Origin of the sequence: Streptomyces sp. P9-2B-2 (assembly GCF_030406865.1) — a bacterium.
In the GTDB taxonomy this organism is placed as follows: Bacteria; Actinomycetota; Actinomycetes; order Streptomycetales; family Streptomycetaceae; genus Streptomyces; species Streptomyces platensis.
The window spans coordinates 7766850-7782964 of sequence record NZ_CP129126.1 but is presented as its reverse complement, the minus strand read 5'-3'; the positions used below and the strand labels follow the sequence as shown (position 1 = coordinate 7782964).

Annotated in this window: 16 protein-coding genes; 5 read left to right on the top strand and 11 right to left on the bottom strand. The window is 72.0% G+C overall.

The window, feature by feature from the left end:
• Window positions 1–160: 160 nt before the first annotated feature.
• Window positions 161–598, bottom strand: coding sequence for an ATP-binding protein (locus tag QT196_RS34235; protein WP_266732515.1), 438 nt, complete (start codon window positions 596–598; stop codon window positions 161–163).
• A 169-nt stretch (window positions 599–767) separates the two neighbouring features.
• Here QT196_RS34235 and QT196_RS34230 point away from each other — a divergent pair, with 169 nt between their 5' ends.
• Window positions 768–1619: a helix-turn-helix transcriptional regulator gene (locus QT196_RS34230; protein ID WP_266732513.1), complete on the top strand. Its 852-nt coding sequence runs from the start codon at window positions 768–770 to the stop codon at window positions 1617–1619.
• Window positions 1620–1622: 3 nt separating this feature from the next.
• Complete coding sequence (locus QT196_RS34225) at window positions 1623–1814, top strand: DUF397 domain-containing protein (RefSeq protein ID WP_266732511.1); 192 nt, start codon at window positions 1623–1625, stop codon at window positions 1812–1814.
• A 204-nt stretch (window positions 1815–2018) separates the two neighbouring features.
• On the opposite strand, the gene QT196_RS34220 is transcribed toward QT196_RS34225, so the two are convergent.
• A complete protein-coding gene (locus QT196_RS34220) occupies window positions 2019–2867 on the bottom strand; it encodes a helix-turn-helix transcriptional regulator (RefSeq protein WP_248001436.1) in 849 nt (282 codons plus the stop codon).
• 150 nt (window positions 2868–3017) lie between these two features.
• Between QT196_RS34220 and QT196_RS34215 the strand changes: the two genes are divergently transcribed.
• Window positions 3018–3779, top strand: coding sequence for an SDR family oxidoreductase (locus QT196_RS34215; RefSeq protein ID WP_266732509.1), 762 nt, complete (start codon window positions 3018–3020; stop codon window positions 3777–3779).
• A 76-nt stretch (window positions 3780–3855) separates the two neighbouring features.
• Here QT196_RS34215 and QT196_RS34210 read toward each other — a convergent pair whose 3' ends face one another.
• The 5 genes from QT196_RS34210 to QT196_RS34190 form a co-directional block, all read right to left on the bottom strand.
• The gene (locus QT196_RS34210; RefSeq protein ID WP_266732507.1) at window positions 3856–4590 is read right to left on the bottom strand and encodes a hypothetical protein; all 735 of its coding nucleotides are present in this window, start codon (window positions 4588–4590) and stop codon (window positions 3856–3858) included.
• A 16-nt stretch (window positions 4591–4606) separates the two neighbouring features.
• Window positions 4607–5743 (bottom strand): FAD-dependent oxidoreductase, encoded by a 1137-nt coding sequence (locus QT196_RS34205; RefSeq protein WP_290356322.1) that lies wholly within the window; start codon window positions 5741–5743, stop codon window positions 4607–4609.
• Complete coding sequence (locus QT196_RS34200; RefSeq protein ID WP_168482548.1) at window positions 5740–7761, bottom strand: LodA/GoxA family CTQ-dependent oxidase; 2022 nt, start codon at window positions 7759–7761, stop codon at window positions 5740–5742. Before QT196_RS34200 ends, QT196_RS34205 begins: the two co-directional genes overlap by 4 nt.
• A gap of 175 nt (window positions 7762–7936) precedes the next feature.
• Window positions 7937–8404: an acyl-CoA thioesterase gene (locus tag QT196_RS34195; RefSeq protein ID WP_266732502.1), complete on the bottom strand. Its 468-nt coding sequence runs from the start codon at window positions 8402–8404 to the stop codon at window positions 7937–7939.
• 180 nt (window positions 8405–8584) lie between these two features.
• Complete coding sequence (locus tag QT196_RS34190; RefSeq protein ID WP_168482546.1) at window positions 8585–9814, bottom strand: S1 family peptidase; 1230 nt, start codon at window positions 9812–9814, stop codon at window positions 8585–8587.
• Window positions 9815–9917: 103 nt separating this feature from the next.
• Between QT196_RS34190 and QT196_RS34185 the strand changes: the two genes are divergently transcribed.
• On the top strand, window positions 9918–10463 hold the full coding sequence (locus tag QT196_RS34185) for a cell wall hydrolase (protein ID WP_266732499.1): 546 nt from the start codon (window positions 9918–9920) through the stop codon (window positions 10461–10463).
• Window positions 10464–10551: 88 nt separating this feature from the next.
• On the opposite strand, the gene QT196_RS34180 is transcribed toward QT196_RS34185, so the two are convergent.
• Complete coding sequence (locus tag QT196_RS34180) at window positions 10552–11913, bottom strand: hypothetical protein (protein WP_168482544.1); 1362 nt, start codon at window positions 11911–11913, stop codon at window positions 10552–10554.
• A gap of 202 nt (window positions 11914–12115) precedes the next feature.
• Between QT196_RS34180 and QT196_RS34175 the strand changes: the two genes are divergently transcribed.
• On the top strand, window positions 12116–12658 hold the full coding sequence (locus QT196_RS34175) for a GPI anchored serine-threonine rich family protein (protein WP_248001435.1): 543 nt from the start codon (window positions 12116–12118) through the stop codon (window positions 12656–12658).
• Between the two features lie 24 nt (window positions 12659–12682).
• Here the strand turns inward: QT196_RS34175 and QT196_RS34170 are convergent, their stop codons facing one another.
• From QT196_RS34170 to QT196_RS34160, 3 genes are read right to left on the bottom strand one after another with little or no spacing between them, the layout of a single operon-like run.
• The gene (locus tag QT196_RS34170; protein WP_266732494.1) at window positions 12683–13846 is read right to left on the bottom strand and encodes an acyl-CoA dehydrogenase family protein; all 1164 of its coding nucleotides are present in this window, start codon (window positions 13844–13846) and stop codon (window positions 12683–12685) included.
• Entirely contained in the window at window positions 13843–15072 is a 1230-nt protein-coding gene (locus tag QT196_RS34165; protein WP_266732492.1) for an acyl-CoA dehydrogenase family protein, read from the bottom strand. The genes QT196_RS34170 and QT196_RS34165 overlap by 4 nt, the downstream gene beginning before the upstream one ends.
• Window positions 15069–16067 carry an NADPH:quinone oxidoreductase family protein gene (locus QT196_RS34160; RefSeq protein WP_168482541.1) on the bottom strand — a complete coding sequence of 333 codons (999 nt, stop codon included), beginning with the start codon at window positions 16065–16067 and terminating at the stop codon, window positions 15069–15071. The genes QT196_RS34165 and QT196_RS34160 overlap by 4 nt, the downstream gene beginning before the upstream one ends.
• Window positions 16068–16115 lie beyond the last annotated feature (48 nt).

Genomic DNA, 16115 nt, shown 5'->3' with positions numbered 1-16115 from the left:
GTAGTTGATTGCGCCAAGGTCACGAAGACGGCACCCGGACCGGTCCTTCAGTCCGTCATCCCCGCTCCGACCTGCGCTCCTCTCCCCCGGGCCGCCCACCTCCCGGCGCTTCCGGGCCGATCTGTCGCTGCTCCGGCGACCGAAAACCGGCCCTGGCGCCTCAACCGACCTGGAAATTTTGCTTGAGCTCCAGCTCGCACCAGACCGTCTTGCCGACGCGGAGTACGTGGATGCCCCAGCGGGCCGAGAGTGTACGGACGATCAGTAAGCCGCGGCCGTGCGACGCGTGCGGCGGGGGCTCTCTGACGCAAGGGAGGCATTCGCCGCGGGTGTCGGTGACGGCGATGCGGAGTACGGAGTCGGTGTGGGTGAGGCGTACGCGAAAGAGTCGGCCGCGTACATGGGCGTGGCGCAGAGCGTTGGTAGCCACTTCGGAGACCAGCACCTTTGCATCGTCGGCCAGTTGGTCGTGGCCCCATTCGGCGATGAGGCGGGCGGCGCGGTTACGTGCCAGGGCGATGCTTTTGGGGCGTGGGGTGTAGTCGAGTACGTCCTCATGGAGGACCACTTCTGCCGGGCTGGGATGCGAGTCGATCACCTTCGGCCACCTCCGGTTCAGGGCAGGAGGCAGCCGTCACCGGCTGGTCTCGCTGCGCGAGCGGTTCACTACGCAAGGTAGGTATTCGAGCGAGATCGTTTCAATTCACCTTGGGGTAATTAACCCGCACGAGTTGCGAGCTCCGTACGGCCGGCACCAGACTGCTCGCGTGACAGCGAGTCAGCCAATGCAGGGAAACAGCACGTCAACTGTCCTGGGCCGCAGGCTGGGTGGGGAGCTCACTCGCCTGAGGACAGCAGCAGGTCTGACGCAGACGCAGGCCGCCAAGACGCTCAACGCTTCTACCAACAAGGTCGCAAAGATGGAGGGCGGTTGGGTCCCCATGCGCGACCCGGACATCCGCGCCTTGTGTGCGCTGTACGGCGTGGACGAACCAGCTGCCGTGGGCGGGCTTCTTGAGGTGGCGCGTGTCGATCGCGAGCGACGGAAGAGCAAGGGCTGGTGGAACGACGCCCCCTTCTCCCCCTCGATGAAGGAGTACGCAGTCTTGGAGAGCGCGGCGACGGCCATCAGGACGTGGCAGCTCGCCTTCGTCCCGGGGCTGCTACAAACCTCCGATTACGTAAGCGCGCTGAACTCGGACGATCACTTCGTATCCGCACGATTGGCACGACAGCGCCGCCTCGTTGACACCCCTCCACTCCGCCTTCAGGCGGTCCTCCACGAGGGCGCGCTCCGGAATCTCGTCGGCGGCACGAACGTGATGCGCGGGCAGCTGGAACACCTGAATGCCATGTCCCAACGCCCGAATGTCAGTGTCCGCGTACTCCCATTCAGCGCAGGAGCCCAACTCGGCATGGGTTGCGGCTTCAGTGTCATCTCATTTGCCGAACCCGGGGCAATGGACGTCCTCTACAAGGACGTCCCGCTTCATCCGCTGTGGCTCGAAGGCGGAGAAGGGGCTGCTCAACATGATGAACTGTTCGAGCGAATCGCACAGCATGCCCTCGGGGAGGGTGATTCGCGAGCGTTCATCAGCAGCCTCAGCAGAGAACTGTGAGCCATGACCGATTACAGCTACCGCAAGTCCAGCTACAGCGATCACAAGGAGGAGTGCGTGGAGGTGGCCACCAACATCCCGGGCACGGTCGCCATACGCGACTCCAAGAACCCCGCAGGCCCCATACTCCAGCTGGGCCCCGACACCTGGACCACCTTCCGCGGCGCCGTCGCAGCAGGCCGGTTCGAGCGGTAGGGGCCACGCCGCTACCTAGAGCCAGGGCTTGTCCTTCGGCCGGCCCGGCCCGGCCCGCGACGAGGTCGCGGACCGGGCCGGGTCAGGAGGACGGGGCCGGTGACCCGGTCAGCGCGGCGCTACGGGGTGCGTATGCCGTGTGATCGGTCTGCGGCGCCCGTCCCGTCAGGCCGAGGGCGCCGGCACCCTCGGCCCGCCGCCCCCTCAGACCGCCGGGCTCGCCGCCCAGCTGGCCAGGAGGGCCAGGCGCTCCGCCGTACGGGAACCGGGTTCCGGCGTGTAGACCACCAGCATCTGATCCGGCTCCCCGGTCACCGTCAACGTCTCGTACGGCATGGTGAGTTCACCCACCACGGGGTGCCGCATCCGCTTCGCCCCGTAGGTCTTCTCCTTGACCTGGTGGTCCGCCCACAGCCGGCGGAAGTCCTCGCTGCCCAGCGAGAGTTCGCCCACCAGCGTCGCCAGTTGTTTGTCCCGTGGATGGTTGCCCGCGTCCAGGCGCAGATAGGCGACCGTCTCGGCGGCCACCGCGGGCCAGTCCGGATAGAGCTCATGTGCCTGCGGGTTGAGGAACACCTGGCGCGGCATATTGCGCTCCTCGGCCGGCATCTGTGAGAAGCCGGCGACGGCGTCGCCCAGGGCGTTCCACGCGAGCACATCCATCCGGCGGCCGAGTACGAACGCGGGTGCCTTCTCCATGGTGTCCAGGAGGAGGCGCAGTCCGGGGCGGACTCTCTGGGGCGCGGGCCCGGCGGCGGCCGTGCGGCGGGCGGCGGGCCTGGCCACCGTGCGCAGATACTGCTGCTCGGTGTCGTCGAGGCGCAGGACGCGCCCGATGGCGTCGAGTACGGCGTCCGAGACGGAGGGGCCGCGGCCCTGTTCGAGGCGGATGTAGTAGTCGACGCTGACGCCCGCGAGCTGGGCGACCTCCTCGCGGCGCAGACCCGGAACCCGCCTTCGGCCGTGCCCCGGCAGCCCGACTTCTTCGGGCCGGATGCGGGCGCGCCGGGAACGCAGGAAGTCGCCGAGTTCCCCCGTCAGGGATATATCCATGCGCTGATCCTAGGCGCCGGCGACGCTCCCATCCTGGTACTGCCGGACCCAGGAAAACGGCAGCCCTGGGTAAGTGCGGTGGCCGGGCGCAGTGTGGTGCTCGCCCCGGGAGACACCCGGCGGCTCTCACCACCAGCCCAGGAGTTCCCCATGTCGTACGACACCCTCGCCGGCCGCACCGCTGTCGTCACCGGAGCCGCCAGCGGTATGGGCGAGGCCACCGCCCGGCTGCTCGCCTCGCACGGTGTGCGGGTGGCGCTGCTCGCCCGCCGGGCCGGGCGGCTGGCGGAGCTGGCCGCCACGATGGAGAAGGCCGGCGGGCAAGCCCTGGTTGTCGCCGCCGATGTCACCGACGCCGCCTCCGTGGACGCGGCGGCCGAGCGGGTGCACACCGCGTACGGGCAGGTCGATCTGGTGGTCAACGCGGCGGGCGTGATGCTGCCGAACCCGGTCACCGACGGCCGCGCCGACGAGTGGCAGCGCATGCTGGACACCAATGTGGCCGGCGCGCTGCGGGTCATCCGGGCGTTCACTCCGGACCTGATCGCGGTGGCGGAGTCGGGCCGGACGGCGGATCTGGTGAACATCTCCTCGATCGGCGCGCATATCGCCTTCCCCCACTACGCGGTGTACGGCGCGACGAAGGCCGCGCTGACCTACCTCTCGCAGTCGCTGCGCACGGAGCTGGGCCCGCGTGATGTCCGCGTCACCAATATCGAGCCGGGTCTCACGGACACCGAACTGGCCGACCACATCGACAACGCGGAACTGGCCGGTCAGCTGGGCGGCATGTTCGACGCGCTGACCGGTCTGGCGGCGGATGACATCGCGGACCTGATCGCCTACACGACGAGCCGTGCCCGCCATGTGAACCTGCGCCAGGCGATCGTGCTGCCGACGCGGCAGGCGTGAGGCACGCCCTGGCCGGACCGGTCCGCGGCGGTGTCGCGGACCGGTCCGGGTCAGGGCGCCAACGAAATGCCGTGGATCAGTTGTTGAGGCTGGTGTGGTTGAACCAGGCCTGACGGCCGACGGTGAAGTCGACCGCCGGGCCGGACCCGTCGATCTTGCCCTGGTACTGCTGCCCCTTCTTCAGCGGGCTCTCGATCAGCTTGTCGTGAGCGTCCCTGATCGAGTCGATGACGAAGGTCGGGACCTTCTTCAGCAGCGCCGGGTCGATGGGCTGCGCGGGGGCGATGGTGAGGGCCTCGTCCCAGTTGGGGCGCTCCGCGAGCTGGTGGGCGAGGTGGATCTCGTCGCCCTCGCCGAACACCAGGTAGGTGAGGTATTCGGGGTAGGGCAGATTGCCGAGCTTGCGGAAGGAGAGCACGTCCTCCCGCTTGCAGTCCACCATGGTCTCGGCCGTGGTCATCTGCTGGAAGTCGCGGCTGCCGTCCGGCTTCACGACGACCCGCTCCAGGTGGACGCCGAACTCCTTGCCCTGCTGGAGCTCGGGGAGTTCGAAGTGGTGCGGGCAGCGCAGCGAGTAGAAGACCCGCTCGTTCTCGTGCTGCGCCAGGTCCTTCAGGTACATGTTCCGCAGTTCGCCGTTGTCCTTGATGGAGAAGCTGAAGACCGCCTGGTAGTTGTGGCCGGACTGGGGGTTGTACAGCGCCAGGTGGTAGAAGAACAGCTTCTTCTTGCCCAGCAGCAGGAAGCGGTGGATGTGCTCGTGTGCGTCCGTGGAGCCGGATGCGGGGCCGGATGCGGGGGTGGGGGTCATGGTGTGGTCTCGCCTTTCATAGGTGGGGGTTGTGGTGGAAGCTCCGCTGCCGCCGGGTCCAGAAGGGCCGGTCGGGCCAGCGGGTTTCCTGCGCGTGCACGGCGCGGTGGCCGTGCTGGTAGGCGGTCCGGGCCGTGGTGACCCTGGCCGCATAGTCGGTGAGGGCCGCCCGGTCGCCGTGCAGCCGGGCGTCGACGGCCTGGCCCGCGCTCAGCCCGGTGTAGAGGGCGGTGAGGATGCCCTGGGAGCTGAGCGGGTCGAAGGCGGCCGCCGCGTCTCCGGCGGCCGTCCAGCCGTCGCCGTGCACCCGGTCCAGATGGGCGCTGTGGGCGGCGGCCCGGCGGGGCGGGCGCAGGGTGGTCAGCCCGTGCGGGCGGGCCCGGCGGGAGATGTGCCGGGTGGCCAGCAGCCGCCGGCGGAAGCGCTCGGCTCCGCGCGCGGCGGCGACGGGCAGATCGGGGTCGGTGAAGTAGGCGACCAGACGCTGCCGGGAGGGCAGCAGCGCGGTGTACCACCAGCCGTCCTGGTCGGACTCGACCAGCGAACGGCCGTCGAGGGGGGTCTGCGGGGCCGGGTCGAGGGTGAGGTGGAGGGCGGTCAGCTGGTCTCCGGTGCGCCGCCGGGCGCCGGAGCGGACCGCGATCGCGGCGCCGCGCCCGGTGGCGTCCACCACCCAGCGGCAGCGCACCGTACGGTCCCCGGCCCCGCCGGCCCGGTCGCGCAGGGCGAGCCGCCAGGTGCCGTCCGACTGCCGGGAGGGGCTCCGTACGGCGGTGTGCTCGGCGATCTCGGCGCCCGCCGCGCGGGCGGCGGCGCGCAGCCGGCGGTCGAAGAGCGGGCGGTCCAGGTGCCAGCCGTGCCCGTAGGGGTCGTGGAGGAAGTCCACGGCGTGCAGTTCCGGCGAGCCCCAGGCGGACAGGTTGCCGTGGCAGGGCAGATGGCCGCTGCCCAGGACCGGTTCGGCGACGCCGAGGTCGGCGAGCAGCAGCCGGCCCATGGACACCAGCGCCTCACCGGCCTTGGGCGGACCGGTACCGGCGTCGGCCAGCAGGACCGTCCGGCCGGCGTGGACGAGGGTGAGCGCGGCGGCACAACCCGCCGGGCCACCGCCCGCGACCACGACGTCGTAGGCGGGGGCGGGGGCGGGGCTCACTGGGCGCCGTGGAAGGGGTCGAGCTTCTCCAGGTATCCGGCGGCGATCTCCGTCTCGTCCCGGCCGGTCGCCTCCATGACTTCCTGGATGGCCTGTTGGACGAGCATGGCCTCGACGGTCTCGGCCGGGACCTCGCCGGTCCAGACGTCGGCCACACCCGCCAGTTGGGGCGCCCCGGCCTCGGGCACCTGGATGTTGACGAGGTTGGCGTGGTCGAGGGCCGGCGGATAACTCGGCTCGGACTCCACCTGGATGTGCTGGGGGAACTTGCCGTCGCCCACGGTGTATTCGTGTGTCTCGACGATGCCGAACTTGTACCAGTCGTCGATCATCTGCCGCCGCTGCTTGTTGAAGTCGGTGCCCTTCAGACCGCGCAGCCAGACCGCCCGGTTCTCGAAGGCCTTCTCCCTGACGCTGTCGTCGGAGCCGCTCGGCGGGGTGTTGACGGTCGTGAAGTCGGACTGCTTGAGCACATGGTTGGGCACCTGGGCGGGCCAGAAGGTCGGCAGGTAGGGGCTGTAGCGGGGGCCGAGCCCGGAGCGTACCTGGTAGCCGGAGCGGCAGCTCGCGGCGTCGCACTGCCAGGGGGCGGCCATCCAGCGGGTGAGGTCGCCCGGCCCCTGTGCGTGCAGCGGACCGGTCTTGCTCAGTGCTTCCTGGACGGTGAGCGCGTCTCCGTAGTCGGGTTCCGGGTTCTCCGGTGTGCGGTGCAGGATGCGGAAGGGCTCGGAGTACAGGGTCTTGTGCCGCATCGGCCAGGTGACCTCGCAGCCCGGGTGGAAGGCGTCGGCAGCGCAGTTCTCCAGCGCGCCCCGGTCCAGCAGACCCGGCTGCGCGGCGACCGGCGCGGTGTCCACGTCCGGGTGGCCCGTACGGGGCGGGCCGGTGGTGAAGTGGCCGTCGGCCCATTGGGCCAGCATCCGGTCCTGCTCATTGGAGATCTTGATGTGCTGCCGGACGGAGGTGGGCTTGCCGCTGGACATGGCGTCGCCGTAGAGCCAGGGCCAGGGCAGGGGGGAGGTCCCGTCCCGGGAGTAGTCACGCAGCTGGACATAGATCTGCCGGCGGAGTTCCCGGCTGGCCTCGCCCGGGTCGGCGAGCCGCTTGCGCATCGCCGGGTCGCGGAAGTCGTACGGGCCGGACCGGCCGAACTGGGTGGCGAAGCCGTGGTTGACCCACTGGAGCTGGCAGAACCGGTCCAGCATCGGTTCGATGTGGTCCGGGTACGAGATCTGCGGCACGACGGGCAGGGTGTGCTCGGTGACGAACACGTCGTACAGCACGTCGTAGAGGGTGCGGACGGTCTTCACACCGGGCGCGAAGTGCGGCGGGGCGACCACGGCCCAGGCCGGGTTGGCGCTCTTGGTGACGCCCCCGATGGTGACCTCCGCCGTGACCGGGCCGTCGGACACGTCGTCGTACCAGGTGTCGTTGTTGGCGACACCGGAGATCGGCTTTTCGGGAGTGGCGTAGGAGGCCGACTTGCCGACGCCGCCGACGACCAGCAGCCGGCCGTCGGTCTGGGTGGTGATCGATCCCAGGGGGACCGCCCGGTTCATGATCTTCCCGCCGAGGGCGGCGTTCTCGTGCAGAGAGGCGCGGATCTCCTTGCGGCCGGCGTCGATGACGAGCTTCTTCCGGTCGGCTCCCCGGACGTCGAAGTTCCGGCGGCGCAGCTGGGTCTCCTGGAGACCGCCGGCCTCATCGATGTCGAGCGCGAGATGGAACTGGTACCAGGCGGCCTTCTTGTTGGCCAGGTGCACCGACCACTTGATCTCGGTGACCCCCGCCTCGCCCAGTTTGAGTTCCCGGACGGCTTCCCCGGCCTGGTTGTAGCCGTAGACCCGGAACCGGGCGGCCTGCCGGATGACCTTCCCGGCGCTGTCCTTGTACGAGCCGGCCGGCAGCGGCGGCTGGTCCGGGGATTCCGGGCCGATGAAGGGGGGTTTGTCGCTGTTGCCGACCCGGGCTATGCCGATGGCGGGATGGATTTTGACCTGGACTATCTGGGTGTCCATCGAGGAGCCTTTCGTTGGGCGGGTGTGATGCCCCCCGACGGCTCAAACGTGGATCAGTCCGGTGCCCGCCGTGACCTCCAGGCAGCGCAATGGATGAACGGGTTCACCCTTTCGTGTCGGCGGCCCCGCCCGCTGCCGCCGTACGGCACGGGCGCGGCGCCGCCGGCCACGTTCCTCAGGCGTCGCCGAGACCCAGCAGCGCGGGCCGGTCGGCCAGGTCGCGGAAGGCCGCCCGCGGGTCCTGGAGCAGCTTGCGCTCGGTGAGGTCGAGCAGCCCGCAGACGGCGCTCACCTCGGCGGCCACCGTCCCGTCCGTCGTGCGGACGGTCTGCTCGATCCGGAAGGTCTTGCCCTCGCCCCAGACGAACGCGCAGCTGACCCCGACCTCGTCACCGGCCCGCAGCTCCCGCCGGTAGCGGATGGTGGTCTCGACGGTCACCGGGCCGACGCGGCGGTCCACCATGGTGCTCTGGCGGATGCCGCTCGCCTGGAGCAGCGACCAGCGGGCGTGCTCGGCGTACTGGAGATAGACGCTCTGGTTCAGATGGCCCTGGGTGTCCGTCTCGTAGCCGCGCACCGTGATCCCGACGGCGAACGGCCCCGCCGCGTCCGTACCGGCTGCCTGTTCCGCTGCTTCTGCCATGTGCGCTCTCCCGCTCCCCCATAGACGCCGGTCCGCCACATCGACCCCCGGCGCCTCATTGGCCACTGGCTTCACATCGTAGGCGCGGAGATCAAGGGACCGGGGCCCTTTCCCGGGACCGCTCCCCGGCCCGGGTGCGGCGGCCGGGCAGGCGGTGACGGCCGGGGGCGGCGGGGCGCGTCAGGGGCTGCCCGTCTTCAGCCGCAGATTCCACCTGTCCAGGATCTCGCCCACCGGCTGGAAGATGGTGAGGGTGGCACCGCCGAAGTTGCCGCAGCCGGCGGCGCCGCCGCCCGAGTGCACGCCCAGGGCCTTCGGGGCGCTGGGCTGGGTGACATACGAGCCGCCCGAATCACCGGGCGCAGAGCAGGCGTTGGTGAACGACAGGCCCTCGATGACCGTGTTGCCGTAGTCCACGGTCTGGTCGACCCGGGTGATCTCCCCGCAGTGCCAGCCGCTGCTCTGCCCGGAGTGGCACATCGACATCCCGACCAGGCCCTCCTGCGCACCGGTGACGGTGACCGGCGTACCGCCCTGCCCGGCCACGTCCGCGCTGACCGTCCAGTCCGGCCGGTCGACCTCGACCAGCCCGAAGTCCCCCTCGCGGTCGTTGACGCTGTGCTCGCCGCCCTCGTTCGAGGTCCCCATGCGGCTGCCGTCCTTGCCGAACGCGGCCTGATCGGGGGTCAGCGTGCAGTGACCTGCCGTCAGAAAGCCCTGGAAACTGCCCGGCCCGGTCACCGAGAAGCCGATGGAACAGATCCCCTCGCTGCCGGGCATCCAGCGTTCACCGCCCACCACCGTGCCGCCCTGCTGACGCGGTGTCTGGTCGCTGCGCTCGACCGTGACGGGGATCTTCGACCGGGCCCCCAGCGCGCGGACGGACTGCTCGAAGGCGGCGGTCCGGGCGGTGCGCCGGGTGCGGTCCATGCGGACCACCACACCGTTGGCCCGCTCGTCGACACCCCAGCCGGTGACGCCGGGCACCCCGTCGCCCGCCCGGCCGGTGATCTGCCGCATCAGGGCGGTGAGCGCGGCGCGGCCGTGCGGCACCGTCTTGGGGACCGCCCCGGCGGCCCGCACCCGCTGGGCGTCGGCGGCGCCGGTGACCGCGACGACGAGTTTGCCGGTGGTCCGGTCGAACCACATCCCGGCGGGCGGGCTGCTCAGCGTCCGGCGCACGGCCGCCGCGGCACGGTGCGCATCGGTCTCCTGCGCGAGCCGGGTCCGCACCTGCACCGCGTTCAGCCCGAGGTCCCGGCGCATCGCGTCGAGCATGCCGCGCGGCGAGGGCTTGGGCGAGGGATCGGGCCGGGGCACGCCGTGCGCCGGGCTGAACGGGCCGACCGCCGCCACGACGGTGGCGGCGGCCGCGCCCCAGAGGGCTGCCTTGCGAAAGCGGCGTTCCATCGGGGATCTCCTCGCGGTGTCGAGTGCACGTCGGATCCGATGTGGTGAGCGTGCTCGACACCGCGGCGTGCGGCATGAGGGCGGTCCCCGGCATCATGTCCGGGTGTTCCGTGAACCCGGCCGTCAAGTCCCCACCGTCCACGGCACGGTGGCGTTCCGGCAGCTTCCCGAGGCGCTGCGCGATGTGACCTACTCGGGTGCCCGCCATCCGGGAGCGACGACACCTGAATGCCCGTCATACGGGGCGGGCGGGGCGGCCGGTGTTGCCGTCCGTGGCCCCGCCCCGGGCCCCTTCGACGACCTGACCGGGGGCGCGAACTGCCAGCGCTACGCCTACGCCGTGCTGCGCCACTTCGGCCTGCTGATACCGCCGTTGCGCTCGGCGGAACTCTGGGCCGACGAACGGGCGACCCACCGGGTGGAGCGTCCGCGGCCGCTGGATCTGGTGCTGTTCGACGGCGGTCCGGTCGGCGGCCGGCCACCGGGCTACGGCGCGCACGTGGGCGTTCACCTGGGCCCCGACCAGGTCCTGCATCTGTGCCGGGAGGCCGGGCGGCCCGCCGTATGGCGCTATGCGGACTTCGCGGCGCGGCCGCGCTACGGGCGCTTCCTCGGCGTCAAGCGGGCGGGGCGGGCCGAGGGGGGCTGAGTGCTTCGGGGGCGCCGAGGGGGCGTCGAGCACTCCGGGCGGGCCGAGGGGCGCCGGCCGCTCCGGGCGGTCCAGGAGCCCTCAGCGCTCAGAAACCTCCGCCGCCGTCGAAGCCGCCGCCACCGAAGCCGCCACCGTCTCCAAAGCCACCGCCGTCACCGAAGCCGCCGCCGAAGTCGTCGCTGTTGAAGTCGGATCCGGAGTAGTCCCCGCCGTCGGCGCCCGCACCGCCGAAGTCGGCGCCGTAGGCGGCGGACGACATCATCATGTTGCCGAGCAGGGTGCCCACCAGGAGGCCGGGCAGCAGGCCGCCGCCGAAGTAGCCGCCGGCCCAGGGGCCGTAGGCCGGGCCCGCGTCCCAGTAGGGGCGGTCGCCGTTCGCGGTCCTGACCGTACGGGCCAGCGGCTCCCGCCCGTCGTCCATCCGGCTCTTGTCCGCGGCGCAGACCGGCACGGTGCGCTCGGCACCGCCCTCCGGGGCCCACCGGACGTCCACGACGGACGGACCGTGCCGTGGGTCGAAGAAGCAGGGCAGCCGGCGCTCGGGCAGCGGCCGGTCTTCGCGTCGCGCGTCGAGGGTGGCCAGCGAGAACCGGCCGTCCTCCAGCGCCCGGGTCACCGCCTGGACGTCACCGGGGTGCTGGGCCGACGCCATCGCGGACTTGGCGTTCTCGTAGGAGTCCAGTGCATGGGTGTAGTCCGTGCGCATCGCGTCGTCGGCGCCGGGCTCGCCGGGGGTGAAGTCGAGCCGGTCCAGCTCCTCGCCGAAGGCGGTGATGTCCTCGTCGACGACGACCCGCAGATCCTCTAGCGCGGCCCGCTCCGCCTCGATCCGCCTTCTGCGGTTGCGGCGGGCGATCGCGTAGGCGCCGCCGCCTCCGACGGCCACCAGCACCCCGAGCCCGATCGCCGTACCGGTGTCGAAGCCGCTGCCGCCGGAGCCGCCCCAGGAGGCGGGGGCCTGGCCGTGGGCCGACCGTGCGGCCGTGTCGACGAAGCTGTTCAAGCGCTCGTTGACCGTGGGGTAGTCGGAACTCTTGACCGATCCGACGAGGTTCTGCACCGAGTCGCGCGTCATCACCCGCGGGTCGGCGCCGGCGTTGAAGCCGTTGCCGAGCTCGACGGCGTAGACGCCGCTGATGCCGACCTTGGTGCGCAGGTTCTGGAGCAGGGTGCCGGGCTGGTACTCGGCGGCCCGCGGCAGCACGGCGACGAAGATCGGCTTGTCCGCGTCCTTGATTTTCTTGGCCAGCGCGTCCGCCTGGGCACGGGAGAACTGGTCCGCGGCACGGGGATCGACGTAGACCGGGCCCTTTTCGAGGGCCGCCGCGGCCTCGTCCAGCCCCCCGGCGGCGCGGGCACCCGGTGCCATCGCGGCGACCACCGCCAGCAGCGCGGCCACCAGCAGGAGGACTGGTCCGATCAGCGCACGACGCGTTGCGGTCTTCATGTGTTCGACGCTACCCGAACCGCACTTTCAGGACATCACCGGAGCCTGGATCAATTCCGTCCCGAGCGGTGGATTCTCCCTTGCGTCCGGGGGGCTGTCGCGCCGGAACTGTCCATCCAGGTGATCGCTCAGCGCGTCGTTTTTGATGTCCGAGGTGCCGGGGATGTTCGGCTCGCCCCTCCCCCGAGGAAACGAGGAGACGATGTCTAGGGCCACCTCGATGGCCACCAATCTGGCCGTCGCCGTCGCCACCACCGCCGTCGGCTGCATGCTGGTGATCTCGCTGGCGCCGTCGCGCCCGGACACCGGGAAGAGTGGTCCCGCGGCGGGCCGGGCGATGGCCGCCACGGCCGGCCATGCGGGCTCGGCGGCGCGGGCCGCCACCTCCGCCCTCGGTGCCCCCGCCGCCAGTGCCGACCCCGAGGAGTTCGCCTCGCCCCCGACAGGGCGGATCGAGGTGACCGCGCCGGAGCCCGGCGTCGACTACAAGGCGAACGGCAGTTTCGTGGTGACCTGGAACAACAGCACGGGCGAGGAGGTGGACGTCTGGCTGCGGACGGCGACCGGCGGGGGCGAGTCGGAGCGGGTGGCGCTGGTCGCGACCAAGGCCGGTGCCGGGCGGGCCGGCGAGGCGCTGGTGACGCTGCCCCGGGTGCCGCCGGGCAAGCGCTACTTCCTGGAGGTGGCGACCGCCGGCGACGGCGCGGTCCGCGCCTTCAGCCGGACCTTCACCATCACCAACTGACCGGCGGCACCCGGCCCACAGCCTTTACGGCGCGGCGATCCCGACCAGCCCCGCCAGGGCCTCCCGGTGCCGCCCCGGCGACCCGAGGGCGAGCTCATCGCTCTTGGCCCGCTTGAGGTACAGATGCGCCGGGTGCTCCCAGGTCATGCCGATGCCGCCGTGCAGCTGGACGCACTCCTCGGCGGCACGCACCGCCACCGGCGCGCAGTACGCCTGGGCGACGGCCACCGCCACCGGGGCGTCGGGGCTCTCGGTGGCGAGGGCGTCGGCGGCGTTCCGGGCGGCGGCGCGGGCCGAGGCCACATCCAGCCAGAGGGCGGCCATCCGGTGCTTGAGCGCCTGGAACGAGCCGACGGGGCGGCCGAACTGGGTGCGCTCGGCGGTGTGCCGCACGGTTTCGGCCAGACACCATTCGGCGACGCCCAGCTGCTCCGAGGCGAGCAGTCCGGCACCGGTGAGCAGGGCGCGGTCGACGGTGGCACTGGCGCGGTCCCCGGTGGCCAGGAGGCGGCCGGGGGCACCGTCGAAGGTGAGGTGGCCCAGGGGGCGGGTGAGGTCGAGCGGGGTGACGGTGTCGGTACGCACCCCGCCCGCCGACGGGTCCACCGCGTAGAGCGCCGGGCCGTCGGGTCCCTGGGCCGGGACGAGCAGGAGTTCGGCGGCCGCGGCATCGGCGACCGAGGTCACCCGGCCGGTGAGGGCGCCGCCGGCATCGGCCCGTACGGACGCCGGACCGGACAGCCCGCCGGGGGCGGTGGGCAGCGGGACGGCGAGCACACCGACGGTGCGGCCCTCGGCGAGTGCGGCGAGCGACGCGGCGACGTCCGCACGGTCGTGCTCGCAGCCGAGCAGGGCGGTCACCGCGAGGACCGCGCTGGTCAGATAGGGCACGGGGGCGACGGCGCGGCCGATCTCCTCCAGCACCACGGCGGCCTCGCGGGCGGTGGCGCCCGCACCGCCGAGCTTTTCGGGCACCAGCAGGCCCGCGGTGCCGATCTCCGTGGCGAGGGAGTGCCACAGGCCGGTGTCGTAGGCGACGTCCGACTCCAGGCCGGCGAGCACGGTGGCCGGATCGCTGCGATCCGCGAGCAGCGACCGTACGGCGGCGCGCAGCGCGTCCTCGTCCTCGGAGTAGAGGAGGTCGGGGTCGGGCGCCGCGGAGCCGGGCAGGGTGGTCCCGTCGTTCATCGGGGGAGGTCCTTCCACGCGACGTCCTTGTCGGTGCGCGGCTCGGGCGGCAGCCCCAGCACACGTTCGGCGACGATGTTGAGCAGCACTTCCGAGGTGCCCCCTTCGATGGAGTTCCCCTTGGCGCGCAGATAGCGGTAGCCGGCTTCGCGGCCGGTGAAGTCGACGCCGTCGGGCCGGCGCATCGTCCAGTCGTCGTAGGTCAGCCCGTCCTCGGCGAGGAACTCCACCTCCCAGCCGCTGATTTCCTGGGCGAGCCGGGCGAAGGCCAGCTTCATGCCGCTGCCCTCGGGGCCGGGCTGGCCCTTGGTCATCTGCTGGCGCAGCCGCTCGCCGGTGAGCCGGGCGACCTCGGCCTCCACCCACAGCTTCAGCAGCCGCTGGTGCAGGTCGTGGGTGCGCAGTTCGGGGCGGGCGCGCCAGTCTGCGGCGGCGACGCCGATCATGCTCCCCCTGCCTTCGGCGGGGGTGCCCCCACCCTCGCGGGGCATGCGGGCGCCGCCGATGGCGACCCGCTCGTTCATCAGCGTGGTCTGGGCGACCTTCCAGCCCTCGCCGACCGCACCGAGGCGGTGGGCGTCGGGGATCCGGACGCCGGTGAGGAAGACCTCGTTGAACTCGGCCTCGCCGGTGATCTGCCGCAGCGGACGCACCTCGACACCGGGGTCGGTCATATCGCACACGAAGTAGCTGATGCCGCGGTGCTTGGGGACGCCGGGGTCGGTGCGGGCGATCAGGATCGCCCAGCGGGCCAGATGCGCGCTGGACGTCCAGACCTTCTGGCCGTCGACGATCCAGTCGCCCCCGCTTCCGGCTTCTCCCCCGTCCTCCCGGACCGCGCGGGTCGCCAGCGCCGCCAGGTCGGAGCCGGCCCCGGGCTCGCTGAACAGCTGGCACCACACCTCCTCGCCGGTCCACAGGGGGCGCAGGAACCGCTGCTTCTGCTCGTCGGTGCCGAAGCGCAGGATCGTGGGCGCGGCCATGCCGAGGCCGATACCGATGCGGCCGGGGTCGTTGCCGGGGGCCCCGGCGGCCTCCAGTTCCGCGTCGACGACGGCTTGCAGGGAGCGCGGCGCGTCCAGTCCGCCGAGGCCCTTCGGGAAGTGCACCCAGGCGAGCCCGGCGTCGAAGCGGGCGCGCAGGAACTCCAGGCGCCCGGTCGTGGCGGGAGGGTGTGCGGCGAGCAGCTCGGCGGTGCGCCGGCGCAGGTCATCGGCGTCCGTCATCGGGCCTCCTCCGCTCCGGGGACCACCACGAGCCGGCCGACGGAGGTGCCGTCGGCGACCCGCTGGACGGCGTCGGCGGCCCCTTCCAGCGGGACGCGTCCGCCGATCAGCGGCTTGATGACGCCCTGGGCGGCGAGCTTGGTGAGTTCCTCGTGGCAGGCGTCGATGGCGGCCGGGTCCTTGGTGTTGTACAGGCCCCAGTGGAGGCCCAGGATCGCGTAGTTCTTCACCAGCGCGTGGTTGAGCGCCGGGGTGGGGATGGCGCCGCCCGCGAAGCCGACGACGACGATCCGGCCCTCGAAGGCGATGCACTTGACGGACTTGGCGTACGCCTCGCCGCCCACCGGGTCGTAGACGACATCCGCGCCGCGGCCGCCGGTGGCTTCCTTCACGGCGGCGACGAGGTCGTCGGAGCGCCGGTCGAGGACGACATCACAGCCCAGTTCACGGGCGGTCCGGGCCTTGTCGGCGCCGCCCACCACGCCGATGACGGTCGCGCCCGCGGCCTTGCCGAGCTGGACGGCGGCGCTGCCGACACCGCCCGCCGCGGCGTGTACGAGCAGGGTCTCGCCCGCCTGGAGCCGGGCCCGGCGGTGCAGTCCGAACCAGCCGGTCTGGTAGCCGATGTGCAGCGCGGCGGCCTCGGCGTCGTCCAGGGCCTCGGGCGCCGGGCGTACCGTCGCCGCGTCGACGACGGCGAGTTCGGCGAAGCCGCCGTCCGGCAGCGGCGGCTGGGCCAGCACCCGCGCACCGGGCTCAGCGGTCGCGCCCTCCCCCACGGCGAGCACCTCGCCGCAGATCTCCACGCCCGGGGTGAACGGCAGCGGCGGCCGCACCTGGTACTGGCCGCGGCACAGCAGGGCGTCCGGGAAGTTGACGTTGGCGGCCCGCACCCGCAGCAGCAGCTGCCCCGGCCCCGGCTGCGGGTCCGGCACCTCCTCCAGCCGCATCACTTCACGCGGCTCGCCGTTCGCGTGTACGCGCCATGCCTTCACCTGGTGCCTCCACAGACCTTGGATACGCGGTGGGGCGGAGGGCACGCC